The sequence below is a fragment of the Synechococcus sp. R60.1 genome (genome assembly GCF_047461835.1).
Taxonomy (GTDB): domain Bacteria; phylum Cyanobacteriota; class Cyanobacteriia; order Thermostichales; family Thermostichaceae; genus Thermostichus.
The window spans coordinates 27,501-47,211 of the sequence record NZ_JANSIA010000007.1 but is presented as its reverse complement, the minus strand read 5'-3'; the positions used below and the strand labels follow the sequence as shown (position 1 = coordinate 47,211).

Genomic DNA, 19,711 nt, shown 5'->3' with positions numbered 1-19,711 from the left:
CTGTCGCGCTTGAGCCAGTCATCGACGATGTCGAACCATCCTCGCTCCTGACGCACGCGCCCTACCGCTATGGTCATAGGACGTCTCTCCAGAACAATGACGACGAATAAAGTGCAATACAGCAGCGCCCACAACAGTTCTGAGCAGCACTGTCCTTCCATCTTACGAAAAATCAATAAGTTGCAACATAACCTCAAGATGAGGCGCTGCATCAGCTCATCCGGCGCAGGGATCCCTTGTGTTTTAGGATGGGAAGGGTTTTGGCTGAGGGCAACTGAGCCGGGATCCGTTCGCGGCGGTGGAGCGGAGCCCACAACACCAGGGAGGGCAGCGTGGTTCAAGCCAGGATTTTGTTCGCAGCGGCAGAGGCAGCACCTCTGGCCAAGGTGGGGGGCATGGCGGATGTGGTGGGATCCCTGCCTGTCGTTTTGCGCAAGCTGGGTCAGGATGTCCGCATCATCATGCCTCTGTATGGCTTTCTCTGGGACAAGTTCGGCCAGGAACCGGGGCAATACCCCCGCTCGAAAGATCCCATCTGGTCTAAACAGGTCATGGGTCAGGTGGCCGATATTTACGAAAGCGTTTTGCCCGGCACCGATGTGCCCCTCTACTTGGTCAGCCACTACTGCTTTGCTCCCCACCGCATCTACTACGGCGAGGACGAGTTCTGGCGCTTCACCTTTTTTGCCAACGCCGTAGCCGAATTTGCCTGGACTTACTACCCCTGGAAACCCAACATCATCCACTGCCACGATTGGCACACCGGCATGATCCCGGCCTGGATGCACCAAGCTCCCGATATTGGCACGGTGTTCACCATCCACAACCTGGCCTACCAAGGGCCCTGGCGCTGGCAACTGGAGCGCATGACCTGGCTGCCCTGGTATTTTTCTGCCCACAACACCATGGCTGCCGGGATCCTCTACGCCGACCAAGTGAACACCGTCTCGCCCACCTATGCGATGGAAATTCGCACCCCTCTGCATGGGGAAGGACTGCAGGACTTGTTGGCCTGGAAAGGGGAACGGTTGCGAGGAATTTTGAATGGGATCGACATCGATAGGTTTGATCCCCGCACCGACCCAGACCTAGAGGCCAATTTCAGCATCGATGATCTCAGCGGGCGGGCGACCAACAAAGCCACGCTACAGGCCAAGTTGGGCTTGACCGTTAACCCAGATACCTTCCTGATGGGCATGGTGGCCCGTTTGGTGGAGCAAAAAGGGATCGACTTGCTCATCCAAGCCCTGGATCGCTTCCTGGACTACAGCGACGCGCAATTCGTTTTGCTGGGAGGCAGCGGCGAAGCCTACTACGAAGGGCGGATCCGGGAGATGGCCGAGCGGCACCCGGGCAAAATGGCCTACCAAAAAGGCTACCAACCCAAGCTGGCCCAGTTGATCTACGGGGGGGCAGATGCGTTTTTGATGCCCAGCCGCTTTGAGCCCTGCGGCATCAGCCAGATGATCGCCATGCGCTATGGGTGTGTGCCCATCGTCCGCCGCACGGGAGGGCTGGTGGATACCGTCAGCCACCACATCCCCAGCAAGGGGATCGGCACCGGCTACTGCTTTGACCGCTACGAAGCCCTGGACTTCTACACCTGTCTGGCGCGGGCTTGGGAAGCCTTCCAGCACAAAGAAACTTGGCAAGCGCTGCAGAAGCGGGGCATGGCCAGCGATTTCAGTTGGCACCGCTCGGCGCTGGAATACCTGCGCATGTATGAGCTGATTCTCAACCTACCGCTGCTGCCGGAAAAGCCTCCAGAGCCACCCAACTCGCCCAGCTCCTCTCCGCCCAAGCTCAAGAAGCCCATCTCCTCCCAGCCTCGCTCCAAAGGGATCCCTGAGCTGCAGCAAAGACCCGAGGAGTAGGGTAGAGTGGAACGGGTCAAAAAAGGTTTTGGGGGTTACCCGCACATGATTGGACGACGTCCCGCTGTTGCTTCCCAAGGCTGTCGCCAGGACGCCATCGCACAGGGGCTCAGCCTTCTGCGCCGTTCTTGGGCGCGGTTGGTTTTCGGCGTATTACTCGGCCTCATCTTGGGCGTGGGCTCCACCTTCTGGGCCACCGCTCAGCAGCTCCCTGCCGGACAGCAGCTTATTCCCAATCCGCAGCAGTTTCGCGCCCTAGAGCAACCCAGCAGCGCCCTCAGCGCGTTGCGAGCCGAACAACTGGCCGCCGAAGCCGATGCCGCCATCCAAGCGCAAAACTACGACCAGGCTGTCGAGCTGCTGCAACAGGTGTTCAACGCCTACAACCAGCGCTCCAACTACCACCAAGATCTCTCCCGCGCCTTCGCCGGGATCCAAAACCGCATCTCCGAAGAACAGCGGGAGCTGGCCCGTGTTGCCGCCCAAGCCCGGGATCAAGCCGCCTACGATTTGGCCGTGGTCTATCGCGCCGCCGGGCGACCGGAGGAGGCTGTGGGCTGGCTGATCCAGGTCATCAACAGCCAGGGCCCAACCCGCGAGCTGGGCACCCAAGCCTATCAGCAGCTCTTGGAAATCGGCTTTGTCAGCACCCCCTTTCCCAGTTAGAGCTGCTCTTCCAGATTGCGATAGAAAGCCAGCGCCGTTTGCCCATAGGTTCGTTGGTCAAAGCGCAGCAGGGATCCCACCTGGTCTGGTAGCTTCTGGCCGCTGCGATGCTCGACGATCAAGGTTCCGCCTGGCTTGAGCAAGGGCGGGATCAGGGGCAGGAGCGGGGCGTACAGACCGGCCTCGTAGGGAGGAGCAAAGTACACGTAATCAAATGGCTCCAAGTTCAGGCCGCGGCTGAGCAGCTTGCGGGCATCTCCCTGAATGACCTGGAAAGATTGCCCCAGCTGCGCCACCTTGGCCCAGTTGGCTCGGATGATGCGGCAGGCAGGGGCGGCAATCTCGATCCCGGCCACAAAAGCGGCCCCCTGACACAGAGCTTCTGCTCCCACCGTACCGGCCCCACAGCACAGATCCAGCCAGCGACAGCCTTCCACCTGCCCTTGCAAGATGTTGAACAAGGCCTGCCTCACCCGGCCAGGTGTGGGTCGAGTGCCCAAGCCAGCGGGAGTTTGCAGCGCTCGTTTGCCGCTGATGCGCAGGCTCATGGGATCCCTTCAGGGGCTAGGCGTGGCCGGCAACTGGCCGGTCAACCCACTGCGCTGGGCGGCGCGATCCCGCTCCATCTGGATTTGCTCCACCAAAGGTTGGGGCAGTTGGGCGGAAGCTTGCAGGGCCTGATCGAAAAGGGGGACGGCCTCTCGGTCTTGCCCTTTGGAAACCAGAATTTGCGCCTTGAGGTAGTAAAGCTCGGGGTTGCTGCAAGAAGCAGCAATGGCTCGATCCACCGCCTCCAATGCCTCGTCAAAGCGCTGCATATCCCGGTAGGCCAGAGCTTGGCCGCGGTAGGACAGATAGTCAGGAGCTGCCATCCGAAACTGATTTAGAGCCTTCTCCCGGTAGGTCAGCAGCAAATCCATGTAGCCGTTGAGCAGATTCAGCTCCGGATCGCTGCTGTCCACTGCTTGGGCGGCCCGAATGGAAGCAAACAATTGATTGAGGGTGGGCAGAGCTTTGGGCAAACCGATGACCACCCCATCTCGCACCACTATGTTGGCTGCCTCCAGCCCATAGCCCACACCCTCGTAAAGGTTGCCCCGCAAGGGATCCGTCTTTTTCAACTCGGCGGCCACCTGTCGGGTTTGAGTGGCCAACTGGGCAAATGCTTCCAGGTCTCCCTCCTGATAAGCCAGCGCCGCCAACAGGGCATAGACCATCGGCTCTTCGGGGGAGGCCTTCTTGGCCATTTCCAGTTTTTCCCGGCTCTGGCTGTAGCGGCCTGCACAGAAGAACTCTTCAAAAGCTGCGGCTACCTCTGGGCTGATGGGGCGGGCATTGTCCCCGCTGCGGAAGGGATCCTGCGCCCAAACGGGCAGAGCGGATCCCCACACCCAACAAATCACCCCCAGCAGTTTGCCCAGCCTGCTCATTTTGCCGATACTCATCCCCAGTGCCTCAACTCCCACCCCCATCTAACCCTCTCTTCAGCGCAGCAGTTGGGCAATCGAAGCAATAGCGGCATCTTGAACCAACTCATTGGGCTCATAGGCCAGAAGATCGTGCAAGGGACCCAAGGCGCGCGGATCCCCGATTTGGCCGAGGGCACGGGCTGCCGCCTCCCGCACCACCGGTTCATCGTCCGCAAGCTTGGTCAGCAAAGCCGGCACCGCCTCCACCACCCGCATTTGCCCCAACCGGTAAATGGTTTGCAGTTGAGCCTCCAGAGGGGTTGCTGCCGCTGGGAAAACAGAGCTGTACATGGAAATGCCCGCAGAACCGTCGGAGGAGTAGCCGCCATAGGCCATCGAGATGGCCGAGAGAGCCTGCAACGCCTCTAGGGCACGAGATCGCTCTGCCCCGCTCATCTGGGGCAATTGAGCCACCAGATCCTCAAAAGCTTGCTGCACAGGATCGACAGCCGCAACCTGTTGGGCAATGCGAGTTAATTGGCGATCCGCCTGCACCTGCTGCCAAGACTGGAACGCTGCCAGACCTGCCACTATCAAAGCCGCATCGGCCAGAATGGCCAGCAGCGCCATTCCTCCCCAAATCTTGCTGCGACGGCTGAGCCTTCGCATTTGCTTATCCACATAGACAAAGGCTTGGTGCTGCCGTTCCCAAAAGTCGGGGGCCACCTGCAGAGTTTGGGCGCTCAGATCGGGAGACAGAAGGTTTTCCTCGCGGGCTACCTCTAGGCTCTGTAGCCTTTGATTCAAGCGAGAAAATTGTTTCGTCCAGAGCCAAGTAAACATCAGGTCACGTCCTCTCTGCAAACCTGCCATCGAGAACCAAGTCTTGCTGACACAACATTGTGCAGGACATTGTGCGGGAACATTATGCGGGCTGTGCCGGCGTTCAGTGTCAGGCAAGGTTGGCCCACTTTCCCCTGGGATCCCAGAGGGGGAGCTTATGCGACAGGATAACAAAAGCGTCAGCTCCCCACCACCGGTCTTTACCCTAGAATCGCAGGATGCTTCTCAGTGTAGAGAGGCCGACGAAGGACGCAGAGAGGTTGACCGCGCTTGTGTGAGTGCTATGCACCGCTTCGCAACCGAGAGAACTCAAAGGCTACCGCGTCCAGCTTCCCGACACCCGGCTGACCGCTTGATCCATTCTGCCGCTGCCTGAGGAGATGCCATGACCACTGCCCTCACTCCCCGTAAAAGCTGTTGCTGAGTCGGTTCTGGCATCAAGCTCTCTCAATGTCTAGATAACTAGTGGATAACTAGTGCTATCTAGTGTTGTACGCCCCTATCCCTGACCGCCTCTCGTTCCCCCAGAAGCGATATGTGAATCTCTGTAGCTGCGGCCCGTTGGGCATCACCTCCAGGTAAGCGGAGAGGGTGGGATTCGAACCCACGGTGGCGTGAACCACGGCAGTTTTCAAGACTGCTTCCTTAAACCGCTCGGACACCTCTCCAAACTGCTGGGATCCCCAGACTTTATTCATTATTCATTTATGCTACGCAATGGGCTTCAGGCTGTGCAATCACCAGCCGACCACAACCTCCACAGACTTATCGGATCCCCTCGGCAAAAGCCCCCCTTCGACCGGGTAGGCGGCACCTATCTTGACTTGAGCCAAAGCCAGCAGCCATCGAGCAGATACCAAACTTAACCAGAAGGGTCCAGGATCCCCTTCTACACTGGCAGATAAGCCACCCCAGGAGGATATATGCCCACTCCACCCCCGCCCGGCATTACTCCCAAGCAGATGAATCTGCTGCGAGCCGTCACTGCGATGGCCTGGTCTGATGGTGCGCTAGAGGCTGCGGAAGTAGAACTCATCGCCCAGCAACTCTCTCAGCATTTTGCTCCGGATTTCGACCAGCAGGCCAGCTTGGCGCAAGAGATCCGCCAGTACCTAGTGCAGCAAGTCCCGTTGGAGGAGGTGCTGTCGAAAATTGGCGATGAGGCCGATAAGCGTCTCATCCTCGATAAGCGTCTCATCCTCAAGTTGGGCTACCTGGTGATTGCCGCCAGCGCTCGCAGCCCGGAGGAGCCCGTGGTGAATCTGGAAGAGCTGGATGCTTTTCGGCAGTTGGTGGAAAAGCTGCAACTGTCACCGGCAGTGGTGCAACAGGTCTCTCAAGAGGCAGAGGCTGAGCTGGGGGATCCCAGCATTGCGCCGATTGAAGTCTTGGTGCAGGGGTTTACCCGCCACTGCCGCCGGAGACCTGAGTGGACGCCTGATGGTTGCGAATGGCCCGCTTGACCAAATTGAGGAAGGCAAAGGCCCGTTGGTCGGTGGGATCCAAGCGCATCACCGCTTGAAAGGCTGCTTCCGCCTGTTGCAGAACGGCCAGATCGATTTGTCCATCCTCATCGGCTTCCAGTTGGGCCTTTTGCAAGAGGAGGGCCCCTCGATTGTAATGGGCTGCCACATGGTTGGGATCTGCCGCCAAAACGGCTTCCAGCTCTGCCAGGGCCGGATCCAGATAGCCGCTCATGCCCAGTACCCAGGCCAGCTTGTAACGAGCTTCGGTATGGGTTGGGTCGGAAGCAACCGCCTGGCGAAACGCTTGGATGGCAGCCTGGAAATCGCCCGCTTGTACCGCTGCGATGCCTTCTTGGTAGCTGTCGTGAGCCATGAGCAAGTTGGGGGTTGACTGGGAAGCTGGCATGAGGAAGGGATCCCTTACCTGTAGATTAACCCTTGCCAAACCGGTGGCTCCCAATTCCCATCCCAGGTACCGAGAACAGAGCCGTGCCCCCGCTGGTTTACCGTCTTTTCCCTCTTGGGGGTGCCATCTGCAGCAGGAGAAACTGCCGCGGCAAGAGATTGGAGATTGCGCAAAGCCTGACCCGCATAACCTGCGCCCCTTCCTAGGATGAACATAGCCATTGATTGGGTGTGAACCATGAATGCCAAACTGCTTTTCCTACCGCTGGCTTTGGGGCTGTCTGTGGCTCCGACCACCGCTGTTTTTCCGCAAACCCTAGGCATCTACCCTCCTTTACAAAGGCTGCAACTGGCCGATACCCGTCAGTTGGATGCTGGCACCCGCTCCATCATCGTCAACCCCGTTCCTTCCGACCTGCGGGTGAATCTGGAGCTGGATCGGCGCGGGTCTAACCCCATCTACCGGCCTGGCGAGCCGATTTCTATTACCCTGAGCACCAACCGCGATGCCTACGTCTACTTGTTCAGCATCCAAGCCGATGGCCGTACCCATCTGATTTTGCCCAACCGCTTTTCCGGTGGCAACGAGTTTCTGCGGGCCGGAGAAGTGCGCACCTTCCCGCCGCCAGGGGCCAGCTATCGGTTGACCATCGCTCCACCCTTCGGCCAAGCCCAGGTGTTAGCGGTGGCATCCCCCCGTCCGCTGAACTTCCAGGAGATCGCCTCTTTTGAGCAGAGTGGCTCCTTTGCCGACGTGCGGGTGCGGGGATCCCAACTGGGCAATGCCATTGCCCGCGCCATCATTGTCGAGGGGATCCCTTCCGATCAGTGGGTGACGGCCACCCGATTCTATCGAGTTGCCCCGCGCTAATCCAAGCTCTGAGACCTCAGGTGGATGGCCCGCACAGGATCCCCTTCATCGGGTATATGACCAGCCCCACCGTTCAAGCTGGGAAGGAAGTCAACCACCCCAAAGGCTGCCCAAAGATTGGGTTCATCTGCCACAATGAGAGCAGCCAAAGGTAGTCTCGGCTACGTTTCTCCTGTGCGGTTTTGGTCGGCCATTCTATGTCCCCTTCCTCCAAGCCCCTGAGCGAGCAGATTCGCAGCATTGACGACCATCTCTCCCGCCGCCCCCTGGATCTGGATCCGGCGGGCTATTTCGTCATCTACTTGGATCGGGAGCAGAACCTCATTTGCGCCAAGTACTACAGTACGGTGATCAACGAGCGGGGGCTGGCCACCGATCCGGAGACAGGAGCTGTAATCCCGGCAAAGGGCTCCGTCAACCGATCCCCTGAACGGGTGTATGTTGGGCGCACGGCCAAAGAACTGTGTGTACAGATCTTTGAAAAGGAGCAGGAGAGAGTGGTCTCCCAGCTCAGCCATGCGGCCTACTTGGGAAGGGAGTTTCAAAAAGCCGAAGCTGCCCTGATCTCTGGCGAGGAGTACATCCAAGACTGATCCCTTCCCAGAAAGCTCACTTTCGCAAGACTACATCATCCCCTTAGGTGCAGAGCCAGCCGCCGGCTTGGGCTCAGGCTTTTCCACCACAATCGCTTCGGTTGTGAGGTACATTCCGGCTATGGAAGCCGCGTTTTGCAGCGCTGAGCGCACCACTTTGGCCGGATCGACGATCCCCTGGGCAAACATATCCACATAGGTTCCGCTCAGGGCATCGAAGCCAAAGGGCATCTCCTTCTCCAAAACCTTTTCCACCACCACTGACCCTTCCAGACCGGCATTGTGGGCAATCTGAAAGAGAGGGGCCTGCAAGGCTCGGTAAACAATTTCTGCCCCCACCTGTTCTTCGGCATTCAACTTGGCCTTGAAAGCCGGGATCCCTTTGGAGAGGTGCAATAGCGTCGCCCCGCCGCCAGGGACGATCCCTTCTTCCACCGCAGCTCGGGTGGCATTCAGGGCATCCTCAATGCGCAGCTTGCGATCTTTGAGTTCTGTTTCAGTGGCAGCCCCCACTTTGATCACCGCCACTCCCCCGGCTAACTTGGCGATGCGTTCTTGCAGTTTCTCGCGGTCGTACTCGGAATCGGTGGTTTCCAGTTGCTTGCGAATTTGAGCCACCCGCTTTTCCACCGCCGCTTTGGTGCTGCCATCGGTCACAATGGTGGTCTTGTCTTTGGTGACAGTGATCTTGCGGGCCACCCCCATCATGTCCAGGGTGACCTTATCCAGCTTGATGCCAACATCCTCAGAGATGAGCTGCCCGCCGGTGAGAATGGCAATATCTTCCAGCATGGCTTTGCGCCGATCCCCAAAAGCCGGAGCCTTGACCGCCACCGCATTGAGTACCCCCCGCAGGCGGTTCACCACCAATGTGGCCAGAGCCTCTCCCTCTACATCTTCCGCGATAACCAAAAGAGGCCGACCTTCGCGGGCCACCCGCTCCAGGATGGGCACCAGATCTTGCAGGCTAGAGATCTTGTTGCTGGTGATCAGCAGATAAGCATTCTCATACTCGGCCACCATCCGCTCCGAGTCGGTGACGAAATAGGGGGAAATGTAGCCGCGGTCGAACTGCATCCCCTCCACCACGTCCAACTCGGTTTCCAGCGACTTGGATTCTTCGACCGTGATCACCCCATCTCGCCCTACAGCATCCATGGCCTTGGCGATCATCTCTCCCACTTCGCTGTCATTGCCGGCAGAGATGGTGGCTACTTCGGCGATGGTCTTACGGCCTTCCACAGCCTTGGCGTGAGCTGCAATTTGCTCCACCAAGTAGGCAGTGGTCTTTTCAATGCCGCGCCGCAGAGCCACAGGGTTGGCGCCCGCCGAGATGTTTTTGAGCCCTTCCCGCACCATGCTTTGGGCCAGGATGGTGGCTGTGGTGGTACCATCTCCGGCCACATCGTTGGTCTTAGAGGCCACTTCCCGCATCAACTGGGCGCCTGTGTTCTCCAAAGGATCGGCCAACTCAATTTCCTTGGCAATCGTGACCCCGTCGTTGACGATTTGGGGGGCACCAAACTTCTTCTCCAAGACCACGTTGCGTCCTTTGGGGCCAATCGTAACCTTGATTGCATCCGCCAGTTGGTTGATGCCCTGCTCCAATGCCTTGCGGGCCTCTTCTCTAAACAGAATCCGCTTTGCCATAGAATCCGCGATCCTCGTAAGTCTGACTGGGCTCCTACTTTGGGTACTGCCAGGCGGAGTGGGGTTCCCAGGAATCCTCCGGCTCGGCTAGCAGGGAGTTAGCACTCTAGACTCCCGAGTGCCAATCTAGCTCAAAGACGGGAGCCTGAGCAAGATGGGCAGATCCGGAGTCACGTTTTGGCTGACAGGGGGGAGAGGGCTAGGAGTTGCCGCCGATCAGGATGTCGGGAAACTGGGCCTGGGCTTCGCTGATGGGGCGGTTGCGCCCGCCGTTTTGCCAGTAGTTGATGAGTTCGGTGGCTCGGTTGAGCAGCTCGATGCGATCCACTTCGCTGATCCAAGTTTTGCTTTCCAGCTCAGCCTTAAGCTGCTCCCAAGCGTCATCCCGCGGCCAGAAAAAGTAGTGGGTGAGGGGGCTGCGGTTTTTGGCCACCACCTGATCGACGGCAATAGCCAAATCGTTTTCCAACCAGAGGGCTTTTAGGGCGAACTTCGGCAAGGCTCTCTTCTCCTTTGGGCTACTCAACGGACGATCCGATCCTAACCAGGCAGCCTTTCATTCTGACATATGTCCTGTCCATCGGCGGGCCGAGAGCCGGAAGATGGATACGGGCTCAGCCCTGTCTGGGGGCAAAGGGCCCTAGATCACAGAGGGCTGTTTCCCCTTTCAGTACCAAGTCCCGCAGGATGGCGGCGCTGATCGGGGCCAGCAACACTCCATTGCGATAATGGCCGGTGGCAATGAGCAGATTGGCGTAGCCAGGAGCCCAACCCAGGATGGGGGCGCGCTGTCCCACTGGTCGAGGCCGATGGCCGGCCCAATGCTCCAACAAAGTTGCTTCGGCCAAAGCCGGGCAGAGCCTGATGGCACGGGCCAACAGATCTTGTAGCGCCAGCAGCGTCGGCTCGGGATGGGGGGCCTGAAACTCCACTGTTGACCCCACCCACAGGGATCCATCCCCCAGGGGAACCAGATGCAGATCCGCGTCGGTGACCACGGGCCCCAGGGGGATCCCGGGGGCTTTGACCCGCAGGGCCTGACCTTTGACCGCTTGCAGCGGCACCTGCAGCCCCAGCTCTTTGGCCAGAGGAGAGCTGCCCAGACCTGCCGCCAGGATGACGTGACCTGCCGAGAGGGTGAGAGCGGGCGTGTAAACCGTTTGCAGGCGAAAGGGGGGATCCGAGCTGCGCTGAATCTTCTGGACAGGCTGGTGGAAGAAAAAGCGGGATCCCTTGCGTTGGGCTGCTTCCAAGAGAGCCTGGGTTAGGAGCTTGGGTTGGACTTGTCGATCCTGGGGAGAGTAGATGGCCGCCGCCAGGTCGCTGCGCAGGCCGGGCTGCAGGGATCCCACTTCGGCAGGGCTGAGCAGATCTAGGCGGTAACCTGCTTGTCGGCGGGCCGCCAGGGTCTCTTGCCAAGCTTCCACTTCCTCCTCCCTGAGGAGTTTGAGAATGCCGCGCCGATTGACGGGCAAACTCCGGCCCAGGTCTTCCTCCAGCCGCGCAATTAGGGGATCGAACAGCTCCAGGCTTTTCAGGCGAAGCTGAACCGTCTCCCCACCCGCTTGCCGACTGGAAATGCCCACCAATACCCCCAGAGCTGCCCCTGTCGAGCCGGCGGCAGGATCCCCGGCATCGATCCCAACCACCGATAGGCCAGCCGCAGACAATTCGTAGGCAATGGCACAGCCCACCACTCCACAGCCAATCACCAACGCATCACAGTTCAACAGCCCGACCCTCAACGGAGACGCTTTTCGTAGTGATACTCCACAGAGTTGCTGCGATCGTGCAATTCACGAATTTCCGGCAGACGCACATAGCCGAGCCGCTCATAAACCCGATGAGCCGTCGTGAAGCGAGTATCTGTCCACAGATGCAGAGAGTCCGCCTGCTGCTGCCGAGCCGCAAATTCGGCCTGTTCAATCAAACGCCGACCCAAACCCCGACCGCGCACTGCGGGCAGAGTGTAGAGTTTTTTCAGCTCCATGCGCCCAGGGATCCCATCGGGCACAAGGCCGACACAGCCGACCACTTGATCCTGATGCTGCGCCACCCAAAGGGATCCCCCCATCTCCGCAAAGGCCGTGGCAGGCTGAAGCAACTCCGGCACTTCTTCGATATCCAATACACAGCCTGGATACTCCGCAAAGACCACCTGCAAAATGTGGAGCAGAGCTGCACTATCCGAATTTTCAGCAGGACGGATATCGATCTGCATCAAGCAGCGAAGAAAAAGAAATCATCGTTAAGTAAAGCTTTCTCGATTGTACCTGGGCTTGCTCGAGGACTCTGTTTTCTCTGTTTCTCAGGGAGCAGAGGATCCCTGAGGTGAGCAGCTAAGATCGCTAGCATCCCCAACCCCATCTGCCCATGGATACTGAACTGCTGGTTCCCGACGTCGCCGATCTCGTAACAGAGGATGATACCCCGGTGGATAACTTTGCCTCGGAAAAACAGCAGCGCCTCCTGACTGGAGCTCTCTACAGCGCTTTGCGCGGCAAAACCTTTTTAGCAGCGGCAAATGTAGGCATCTACACCGCCATCGGTCGGCCCCCGATTGTGCCGGATGTTTTTCTCAGCCTGGACGTCACGGTGCCGGAGCAATGGTGGGAGAAGCAAAACCGTTGCTACCTGCTCTGGCAATTTGACAAGCCGCCGGATGTGGTGATCGAGATCGTCTCCAACCGCGAAGGCGACGAGCTGGAAGGCAAGCTGAGCCGTTATGAGCAGATGCGAGTTAGCTACTACGCGGTCTTCGATCCCAATCATGAGCTGGGGCCAGAGGAGTTGCGCATTTTCGAACTGCGGGGCCGCCACTACGCGGAAATGACCGAGACCTGGCTAGAACAGGTGGGGCTGGGCCTGACGGTGTGGGAAGGCGTTTTTGAGGGGAAACAAGCTCGCTGGCTGCGCTGGTGTGATGCCCAAGGGCAGTTGCTGCTGACCGGCGATGAACGGGCTGAGTTGGAGCGGGAACGGGCCGAGCAAGAACGCCAAAGGGCGGAGCGAGAACATCAACGGGCGGAGCGTCTGGCGGCAAGATTGCGGGCTTTGGGTGAGGATCCCGATTTGGAGAGCTGAAGCCCAGGGATCCCCTTCAGCACCCACCCTCCACTACACTCAGAGAGGGAACTGCTGCCGGAGTGGCAGGGATCGTTGGACTCACAGATGGGTTATCGCCGCCGGGATTGGTTGGCCTACTGGCTGCTCAAGTGGCTGGTGGTCAACCCCTTGTTTCGGGGACTGTATTTTGGGCGCACCTATGGGCAGGAAAACGTGCCTCGCCAGGGATCCCTCATCGTCGTCAGCAACCACGCCAGCCATTTGGATCCGCCGCTGGTGGCCAATGCGGTGCGCCGCCCGGTGGCCTTCATGGCCAAGGAAGAGCTGTTTCGGGTGCCGGGGCTGAAGCAGGTGATCCAGCTCTACGGCGCCTACCCGGTCAAAAGAGGCGGCTCTGACCGCGCTGCCCTGCGGGCCACGGAAGCAGCTTTGGCGCAGGGATGGGCGGTAGGGATCTTTTTGAATGGCACTCGTACCCCCGATGGCCGCATTCCTCAGCCCCACTTGGGAGCGGCCTTGGTTGCAGCCCGCACCCAAACGCCTCTGCTGCCTGTAGCCCTTTGGGGCACGGAAAAGGTCTTGCCCAAGGGATCCCGGTGGCCGCGCTTGTTCTGCCCCATCACGGTGCGCATTGGCAACGTGATTCCCCCCCCTGCTTCCAGCGATAAGGCCGATTTGCAGCAGGTGACGGCAGAGTGCGTGCAGGCTATCCATGCCCTTTTGGATCAGGGGCGCTGAGGGTATCTTGGGCTACCAGATACTCAACAACAGGGATCCCTCCCAAGATGTGCTTTTGAAGAATCTCCTCCACCACCTCCGGCGTGACCGAGTGGTACCAAAACCCACCGGGATAGACCAGCAGCACAGGGCCGGGAACAGCATAGTCGCATGCCCGCAGGCAGTTGGCTTTGGTGCGGTGTACCCGCAGGGATCCCCCGCTCCCGATTTCCAGGTTCAATTCCTTGATCCGCGATTTCAAATAGTCCCAGGCTTCCAATCCCACGGCTTTCTCACAACATTTGGGCTTGGTTTGATCTGCACAAAGGAACAAATGCCACTGGTAGGGCGGAATGGGAGCCGGCTGAGGCGCTTGGCCTGGGGATCCGGTTGCCGAGGAGGGATCCAGGATAGGGGAAGAAGCGACAGGACGCGACATAACAAGATGTTTGGGCTTGGCTACAGTTGCATTATCCCCTGTTCTCTAGGTTCTTACCGATGCTGGTGGATAACCCCAAGCAGCGACTGTTTCTTGCTCTGCTCCCCCCTCCAGCACTGCAAGAGCAGGTGACAGCCATCAAACAGCAGTTTGCCGAGCAATTTGCCAGCCAAGCGGCCCTGCGCTCGCCTCCCCACATCACTCTGGTGCCGCCGTTCGAGTGGCCCAGTTCCGATCTGCCGGCCTTGACGGGATCCCTAGAGGCCTTTGCCAAGCAGCAAACTCCCGTCGCCATCCAGTTATCCGGCTTTGGGGCCTTCGCGCCGCGTGTCATTTTTATTCACGTCGTGCCCTCCCCAGAACTGCAGCAGCTACAAGCTCAAGCCCATCACCACATGGGGATCCTTCTCAACCAGAAAGAGACAACCGCCCAGGGCCGTCCGTTCGTGCCCCACATGACCGTTGCCTTTCGAGATCTAACCCCCGCCCACTTTCGCGCCGCCTGGCCAGAGTTCAAGACGCGTTCTTTCCAGAGTGCGTTTGTAGCGTCAGCTTTGACGCTCCTCCTCCACGACGGCAAACGTTGGCAGGTTTTTGCCCAGTTCTCGATGGGGGAATAATGGGGAACAGAAGAGGGTTGCCAACCGAAGCAGCCTACTCCACCCAGTGAGCGGCCATGTATTCCGCCAAGTCCAACACCCGCTGGGAGTAGCCCCACTCGTTGTCGTACCAAGCCATGACCTTGACCAGATCCCCATCCAGCACACTGGTCATCTCCGCATCCACAATGGCCGAGCAGTCGTGGCCGCGGTAGTCGATGGAGACCAAGGGAATATCCGAGTAGGCGATGATCCCTTTCATCGTGGTTTCCGAGGCTTCCTTCAGGGCAGCGTTTACCTCCTCGGCAATCACGCGCCGCTCCGTCTGCACCACCAAGTCCACCAGAGACACATTGGGCGTGGGAACCCGTACCGCCACCCCATTCAGCTTGCCTTTCAGCTCCGGGATCACCAAAGCCACCGCCTTGGCAGCCCCCGTGGTGGTGGGCACCATGCTCAATGCTGCTGCCCGGGCCCGCCGCAGATCGCGGTGACCACCATCTAAGATCCGCTGGTCGCCGGTGTAACTGTGGGTGGTGGTCATGGTGGCACGGAGGACGCCGAACTTGTCCAGCAACACCTTGATGATCGGGGCAAGGCAGTTGGTGGTGCAGCTGGCGTTGCTGACAATGTTGTGCCGCACCGGGTCGTAGGTGTGTTGATTAACACCGTAGACAAACGTGGGAATGTCTCCCCCCTTGGCCGGGGCGGTGATCACCACCTTTTTGGCCCCCGCTTCTATGTGCTTAGAGGCACCCTGGTAGTCGACAAAAACACCTGTAGCCTCGATAACAAGATCCACCTTCCACTCTTTCCAGGGCAGGTTGCTGGGGTTGCGGTCGGAAACGGCATAGATATGCTTGCCGTTCACCACCAAACCGTTTTCTGCAGGCTCAACGTCTGCTCCCTGCAACGGCCCAAGGATGGAATCGTACTTGAGCAGGTGGGCAGCCGTGCGAGCATCTGAGGTGTCGTTGATGGCAACAATGTCCAGGTTGGACTGGGAGCGACCCAGCCAACAGCGCAAAAAGTTGCGACCAATGCGACCAAACCCGTTGATGGCTACCCTAACCACTGCTCCTGACCTCGCTGCTTGAAATCTCTTGGGGGCTGCTGCTTAGCACATGATATCGCAACCCCTGAACATTCTGAAGACAAAATTTGGGATCCAAGGGGTTGTCTTCGTGGACGTTGACCTGCAAACCTATGCGGAGCAGGGATTGAGCCTCTTTCAAGCGGGATAGCGCTGGTGCAGCAGAGCCATAGCCGAGGCTACATTTTCTACCCCTCGCTGCTCCAGAAGATCCGTGAACATACTATCCAGCCAGTAAAGGTGCTCGCTGATGATCTGGCTCCAGGCGCGGTAGAGTTTCACCTGGACTTCCAGAGGCAACAGGATCAGCCCCTCGTTGGAGAGGCGCAGGGTCTGCACCTCGGTTATGGTCACTGCTGTAAAGGAGCGCCGCCGTCCCGTCAGCAGAGAAAGTTCCCCAAACAAACGCCCGGCGTGCAGCGTAGCCAGCCAATAATCTCCCGGATGTCGCACATATTGGCGACGCAGCTCCACCACTCCACTGAGGATCATGTACAGGTCACTGCTGGGATCCCCCTCTTGAAAGATCACCTGGCCAGGAGAGAAGCGGCTGGGCAACAGGGCTGCCGTCAGCGCCTTCCACTCGGCATCTTCCAAAGATTGGAAGAGCAAGTGCTCGCGAACACGCTCAAACGGATAACGGGGGCTGCTCATGATGTCGGTGGGCCAGAGGGGTACCTGAGGCCGGCTCCGTTTCATCCTACCGCTGCCGGCAGGGTATTGGGAGATGGGAGAGAGTTGTCCCCAAAGAGTATCTAAGATGCAATGGAAAAGGTAGGTCGCTCCCAGGGATCCCATGCAGCCTGGCTCAATTGTCCGCTGCCGCAACCGCGAGTGGGTGGTGCTCCCCGCTGATTCAGAAGAAATTGTGGTGCTGCGGCCCCTCACCGGCACCCCAGAAGATGCGGTTTGCATTCACCGACACCTGATGAACCTTGTGGGCGGCACCTTGCCCTTCGAGCGAGTGGAGCCTACCGCCTTTCCTTGGCCCTCTGGGGATCATCCTGCCGATGCCACCAGTACCCTTCTCCTCTGGCAGGCGGCCCGGCTGATTTTACGGGAGGGCGCAACTCCCTTTCGCTCTCTGGGGCGCCTCTCGATTCGGCCACGGGTGTACCAGTTTGTGCCCTTGCTCATGGCGCTGCGCCTCGATCCGGTGCGGCTATTGATTGCCGACGACGTAGGGGTGGGCAAGACCATCGAGGCGCTGCTGATAGCCAGGGAGCTTTTGGATCGCGGCGAGATCCGACGCCTTTGTGTCCTGTGCCCTCCCTATTTGTGCGAGCAGTGGGCCAGCGAGCTGGCCGAGAAGTTTAACCTGGAGCCAGTGGTCATCCGCTCGGGAACGGTGGGGCAATTGGAGCGAAAAACCCCTGTTGGGCGCAGCCTCTACGAGCACTTTCCTGTCCAGGTGGCCAGCATTGACTTCGTCAAGACCGAGCGCAACCGCCACCCATTTCTGCAATTTTGTCCTGAGCTGGTCATTGCCGACGAAGTCCATGGGGCAGCGGCGGCCCATGGCAAAAACCAGCAGGAGCGCCACAGTCTGCTCAAAGCGGTGGCCCAAAACCCCAACCGCCACCTGATCCTGCTGACGGCAACTCCCCACAGCGGTGTCGAAGAGGCCTTCCGCTCGCTGCTGGGGCTGCTGCGGCCCGAGTTTGAGACATGGGATCTCCAGGATCTCAACGAAGACCAACGCGTCCAGCTAGCCCGTCATTTTGTCCAGCGCACGCGGCGAGATATTCGGGAAACTTGGCAGGAGCTCACCTGTTTTCCAACCCGGGAAGCTGAAGATGAAACCTACACCCTTTCTGAGGGGCAGCGCAAGCTGTTCGAGGACACCTATGGGTTTTGCTCGGAATTGGTGTGCACAGGGCAGCAACTAGAGAAGCGCCAGCAGCGAGTGCGCTACTGGGGAGCGCTGGCCCTTTTGCGCTGCGTAATGTCCAGCCCGGCGGCAGCAGTAGCGGCATTGCACAATCGCAGCGGAGCAACCCTGGAGGCAGAAGAAGAGGTTGAGGCAGAACTGAGCCGCTGGGTGTTCGAGTCGGCAGAAGAGCGTACCGACGATGAGCTGCCAACGCCAGCTCTTGAAGCCGCAGACCCAACCCTGCCGGATAGCGACCGCCGCCGGTTGCAGGCCCTGGCCCGTCTGGCCAAACAGCTCCAGGGCCCAGAGCACGACACCAAACTGGCGCGGGCCATCGAGCTGGTGAAAAAGTTGCTTCAGGAAGGTTTTCATCCCATCCTCTGGTGCCGCTACGTTGCCACTGCGGAGTATCTGGACAGTTACCTTCGGCAACAGCTGGGATCCCCAGCCCAAGTAGCCTGTGCAACGGGCAGGATGGGAGACGAGGAGCGGGAGGCCAAGATCGCGAACCTGGAAGTTGACCGACCACGGGTGCTGGTGGCCACCGACTGCCTCTCGGAAGGGATCAACCTGCAGGAAAAGTTTACAGCCGTCATCCACTACGACCTGCCCTGGAACCCCAATCGGCTGGAGCAGCGGGAGGGCCGGGTGGATCGCTACGGCCAAAAGGCCAGCCGGGTCAAGGTCATCCGCTTTTTTGGCCGCGACAACCCCGTAGATGGCGTGGTACTGGAGGTGTTGCTCAACAAAGCGCGGGAGATCCACCGCACCCTGGGCACCCACGTGCCTGTGCCGGAGGCTAGCGAAAGCGTTACCCAGGCTGTGCTCGAAGCCCTCTTCCTGCGCAAGGGACACTGGTCCGCCGAGCGCCAGCTAACCCTCGATCTTGGCGTGCCGGAAGTGGATGAGTTTCACCGGCGCTGGGATCGCTCTGTCGAACAGGAGCGGCGCAACCGCACCCGTTTTGCCCAGCGGGCCCTCAAGCCTGAGGCAGTGCAGCGGGAGCTGGAGGCCACCGATGCCGTGCTAGGGGATCCCGAAGCTGTGCGCGAATTCTTCCTGGCTGCCGCCCAGCGCCTCAACCTAGCCATAACCCCAGGGAAGCGGTCGGGGGTCTACCAGGTTAGCGTCGGCTCCGAAGCCACTGCCACCTTGCCGGAAGCCATTCGCCTGGCCCTGCCCTCTCCCAAAGGCGGGCGTTGGCTAATCAGCTTCGACTCGCCCACGCCCGAAGGTGCCGAATACATTGGCCGCAACCACCGCGTCGTGGTTGCCCTGGCCCAGTTTTTGCTGGAGGAAGCCCTCGACAACCCAGAGAAAGGGGATGCTGTCGTCTCCCGCTGCGGCGCTCTACGCACCCGAGCGGTAGTTGATCTTACAACTCTACTGCTGCTGCGGGTGCGCTACCTGGTGGAGCAACCCCAGGGGCAGCCTCTCTTGGCGGAAGAGGTGCTGGTGCTAGGCGGTGTTGGCCTGGAGAGCGGCGAGGCCCGCTGGCTGGAGACGGGCGCAGCTCTCCAACTGCTGGCCACGGCCAAGCCGGATGAGAACCTACCGCTAGCGGAAAAGCGGGAGCTGGTTCAGCATCTCCTGGCCTGTCTCGGCCCGTGGCAGGAGACAGAGGAAAACTGGGGAAGGGATCACCGGCTGCAGCAGGCGGCGCGGGAGCGGATTTTGCAGCGTGCTGCTGAGCTGGAGGCTGCCCATAGGCGCATCCGCCAAGCCGTGTCCCTACAGGGGCGGGGGCTGAAGGTGAAGCCGCAGCTTCCCCCCGATCTTTTAGGACTCCTTGTTCTCCAACCGGTGGTTTGCCGATGAGCGAGTTTTCTGGGGTACGCATCGAAGGAGGCCTGTTGGGGCCCGATATTCTCGAAAAGCTGCTGGCAGGGGATCTGCCAGGACAGAAGCCAGAAGACTTCGGCTTTAACAGCAAGCGCGGCCCAGTCGAAGAGATTGCCGCGGTCTTTGCCGATTGTCGAAAGTACTGGGAGGCCTTCCAGAGCCGCCTGCAGCGCCTGCCCGAAAGCGATCTCGCCACCAGCATCACCCGCGATGCCTGGGCGATCCCCTTCTTCAGTTTGCTGGGGATCGAGGTGCGCTATCAACCGCGCGCCTGCGAGGTGGACGGAATGAACTTCCCCATCTCG

Annotated in this window: 22 protein-coding genes and 1 tRNA gene (1 of these 23 running past the window's edge); 10 read left to right on the top strand and 13 right to left on the bottom strand. The window is 59.6% G+C overall.

All coding sequences use genetic code 11. The annotated features are described in order from the left end of the window. Positions 1 to 314 (bottom strand): hypothetical protein (locus NW834_RS02295; RefSeq protein WP_414426206.1); only part of this gene is annotated, 314 nt, incomplete at its 3' end. 18 nt (positions 315 to 332) lie between these two features. On the opposite strand from NW834_RS02295, the gene glgA reads away from it, so the two are divergent. Then, positions 333 to 1,874, top strand: a complete 1,542-nt coding sequence (gene glgA, locus NW834_RS02290; RefSeq protein ID WP_414424081.1) for a glycogen synthase GlgA — start codon at positions 333 to 335, stop codon at positions 1,872 to 1,874. A gap of 45 nt (positions 1,875 to 1,919) precedes the next feature. Next, positions 1,920 to 2,540, top strand: a complete 621-nt coding sequence (locus tag NW834_RS02285) for a hypothetical protein (protein WP_414357398.1) — start codon at positions 1,920 to 1,922, stop codon at positions 2,538 to 2,540. Here the strand turns inward: NW834_RS02285 and rsmD are convergent. From rsmD to NW834_RS02265, 4 genes are all read right to left on the bottom strand, one after another. Next, the gene (gene rsmD / locus NW834_RS02280; protein WP_011433333.1) at positions 2,537 to 3,088 is read right to left on the bottom strand and encodes a 16S rRNA (guanine(966)-N(2))-methyltransferase RsmD; all 552 of its coding nucleotides are present in this window, start codon (positions 3,086 to 3,088) and stop codon (positions 2,537 to 2,539) included. The two genes, NW834_RS02285 and rsmD, sit on opposite strands and share 4 nt — an antisense overlap. Positions 3,089 to 3,097: 9 nt before the next feature. After that, positions 3,098 to 3,985 carry a Sll0314/Alr1548 family TPR repeat-containing protein gene (locus NW834_RS02275; RefSeq protein ID WP_414418510.1) on the bottom strand — a complete coding sequence of 296 codons (888 nt, stop codon included), beginning with the start codon at positions 3,983 to 3,985 and terminating at the stop codon, positions 3,098 to 3,100. Between the two features lie 39 nt (positions 3,986 to 4,024). Then, complete coding sequence (locus NW834_RS02270; RefSeq protein ID WP_414418511.1) at positions 4,025 to 4,792, bottom strand: HEAT repeat domain-containing protein; 768 nt, start codon at positions 4,790 to 4,792, stop codon at positions 4,025 to 4,027. 583 nt (positions 4,793 to 5,375) lie between these two features. Next, positions 5,376 to 5,460, bottom strand: a tRNA-Ser gene (locus tag NW834_RS02265). A 255-nt stretch (positions 5,461 to 5,715) separates the two neighbouring features. Here NW834_RS02265 and NW834_RS02260 point away from each other — a divergent pair. Continuing rightward, entirely contained in the window at positions 5,716 to 6,255 is a 540-nt protein-coding gene (locus NW834_RS02260; protein WP_414418512.1) for a TerB family tellurite resistance protein, read from the top strand. Here the strand turns inward: NW834_RS02260 and NW834_RS02255 are convergent. Continuing rightward, on the bottom strand, positions 6,194 to 6,664 hold the full coding sequence (locus NW834_RS02255) for a tetratricopeptide repeat protein (RefSeq protein WP_414418513.1): 471 nt from the start codon (positions 6,662 to 6,664) through the stop codon (positions 6,194 to 6,196). The two genes, NW834_RS02260 and NW834_RS02255, sit on opposite strands and share 62 nt — an antisense overlap. Before the next feature lie 237 nt (positions 6,665 to 6,901). On the opposite strand from NW834_RS02255, the gene NW834_RS02250 reads away from it, so the two are divergent. Beyond that, the gene (locus tag NW834_RS02250; protein ID WP_414418514.1) at positions 6,902 to 7,534 is read left to right on the top strand and encodes a DUF4384 domain-containing protein; all 633 of its coding nucleotides are present in this window, start codon (positions 6,902 to 6,904) and stop codon (positions 7,532 to 7,534) included. A gap of 197 nt (positions 7,535 to 7,731) precedes the next feature. Further along, positions 7,732 to 8,127 (top strand): DUF4346 domain-containing protein, encoded by a 396-nt coding sequence (locus tag NW834_RS02245; protein ID WP_414330043.1) that lies wholly within the window; start codon positions 7,732 to 7,734, stop codon positions 8,125 to 8,127. Positions 8,128 to 8,157: 30 nt separating this feature from the next. Here NW834_RS02245 and groL read toward each other — a convergent pair whose 3' ends face one another. The 4 genes from groL to NW834_RS02225 all read right to left on the bottom strand — a co-directional run bounded on the left by groL (position 8,158) and on the right by NW834_RS02225 (position 11,998). Further along, on the bottom strand, positions 8,158 to 9,777 hold the full coding sequence (gene groL / locus NW834_RS02240) for a chaperonin GroEL (protein WP_414418515.1): 1,620 nt from the start codon (positions 9,775 to 9,777) through the stop codon (positions 8,158 to 8,160). Positions 9,778 to 9,976: 199 nt separating this feature from the next. Continuing rightward, on the bottom strand, positions 9,977 to 10,303 hold the full coding sequence (locus tag NW834_RS02235; RefSeq protein WP_414330048.1) for a 30S ribosomal protein PSRP-3: 327 nt from the start codon (positions 10,301 to 10,303) through the stop codon (positions 9,977 to 9,979). An 88-nt stretch (positions 10,304 to 10,391) separates the two neighbouring features. Then, entirely contained in the window at positions 10,392 to 11,507 is a 1,116-nt protein-coding gene (locus tag NW834_RS02230) for an NAD(P)/FAD-dependent oxidoreductase (RefSeq protein ID WP_414418516.1), read from the bottom strand. A gap of 11 nt (positions 11,508 to 11,518) precedes the next feature. Further along, positions 11,519 to 11,998 carry a GNAT family N-acetyltransferase gene (locus NW834_RS02225; protein WP_414330053.1) on the bottom strand — a complete coding sequence of 160 codons (480 nt, stop codon included), beginning with the start codon at positions 11,996 to 11,998 and terminating at the stop codon, positions 11,519 to 11,521. Between the two features lie 152 nt (positions 11,999 to 12,150). On the opposite strand from NW834_RS02225, the gene NW834_RS02220 reads away from it, so the two are divergent. Then, positions 12,151 to 12,861: a Uma2 family endonuclease gene (locus tag NW834_RS02220; RefSeq protein WP_414330056.1), complete on the top strand. Its 711-nt coding sequence runs from the start codon at positions 12,151 to 12,153 to the stop codon at positions 12,859 to 12,861. A gap of 87 nt (positions 12,862 to 12,948) precedes the next feature. After that, entirely contained in the window at positions 12,949 to 13,581 is a 633-nt protein-coding gene (locus NW834_RS02215; protein ID WP_414331435.1) for a lysophospholipid acyltransferase family protein, read from the top strand. Here the strand turns inward: NW834_RS02215 and NW834_RS02210 are convergent. Next, entirely contained in the window at positions 13,550 to 13,999 is a 450-nt protein-coding gene (locus NW834_RS02210) for a (2Fe-2S) ferredoxin domain-containing protein (protein ID WP_414331431.1), read from the bottom strand. The genes NW834_RS02215 and NW834_RS02210 overlap by 32 nt on opposite strands. 59 nt (positions 14,000 to 14,058) lie before the next feature. Here NW834_RS02210 and NW834_RS02205 point away from each other — a divergent pair, with 59 nt between their 5' ends. Beyond that, positions 14,059 to 14,619, top strand: a complete 561-nt coding sequence (locus NW834_RS02205; RefSeq protein WP_414418517.1) for a 2'-5' RNA ligase family protein — start codon at positions 14,059 to 14,061, stop codon at positions 14,617 to 14,619. A 34-nt stretch (positions 14,620 to 14,653) separates the two neighbouring features. On the opposite strand, the gene gap is transcribed toward NW834_RS02205, so the two are convergent. Further along, complete coding sequence (gene gap, locus NW834_RS02200) at positions 14,654 to 15,673, bottom strand: type I glyceraldehyde-3-phosphate dehydrogenase (protein ID WP_011433307.1); 1,020 nt, start codon at positions 15,671 to 15,673, stop codon at positions 14,654 to 14,656. Between the two features lie 156 nt (positions 15,674 to 15,829). After that, a complete protein-coding gene (locus tag NW834_RS02195; RefSeq protein WP_414342364.1) occupies positions 15,830 to 16,390 on the bottom strand; it encodes a Crp/Fnr family transcriptional regulator in 561 nt (186 codons plus the stop codon). Between the two features lie 97 nt (positions 16,391 to 16,487). Here NW834_RS02195 and NW834_RS02190 point away from each other — a divergent pair, with 97 nt between their 5' ends. Both NW834_RS02190 and NW834_RS02185 read left to right on the top strand, forming a co-directional pair. Then, on the top strand, positions 16,488 to 19,382 hold the full coding sequence (locus NW834_RS02190; RefSeq protein ID WP_414418518.1) for a helicase-related protein: 2,895 nt from the start codon (positions 16,488 to 16,490) through the stop codon (positions 19,380 to 19,382). Then, positions 19,379 to 19,711, top strand: the 5' end (the start) of a protein-coding gene (locus tag NW834_RS02185; protein ID WP_414426205.1) for a DUF559 domain-containing protein. 4,200 nt of this gene lie beyond the right edge of the window; only the first 333 of its 4,533 coding nucleotides appear in the window; the start codon lies at positions 19,379 to 19,381; its stop codon lies beyond the right edge, outside the window. The genes NW834_RS02190 and NW834_RS02185 overlap by 4 nt, the downstream gene beginning before the upstream one ends.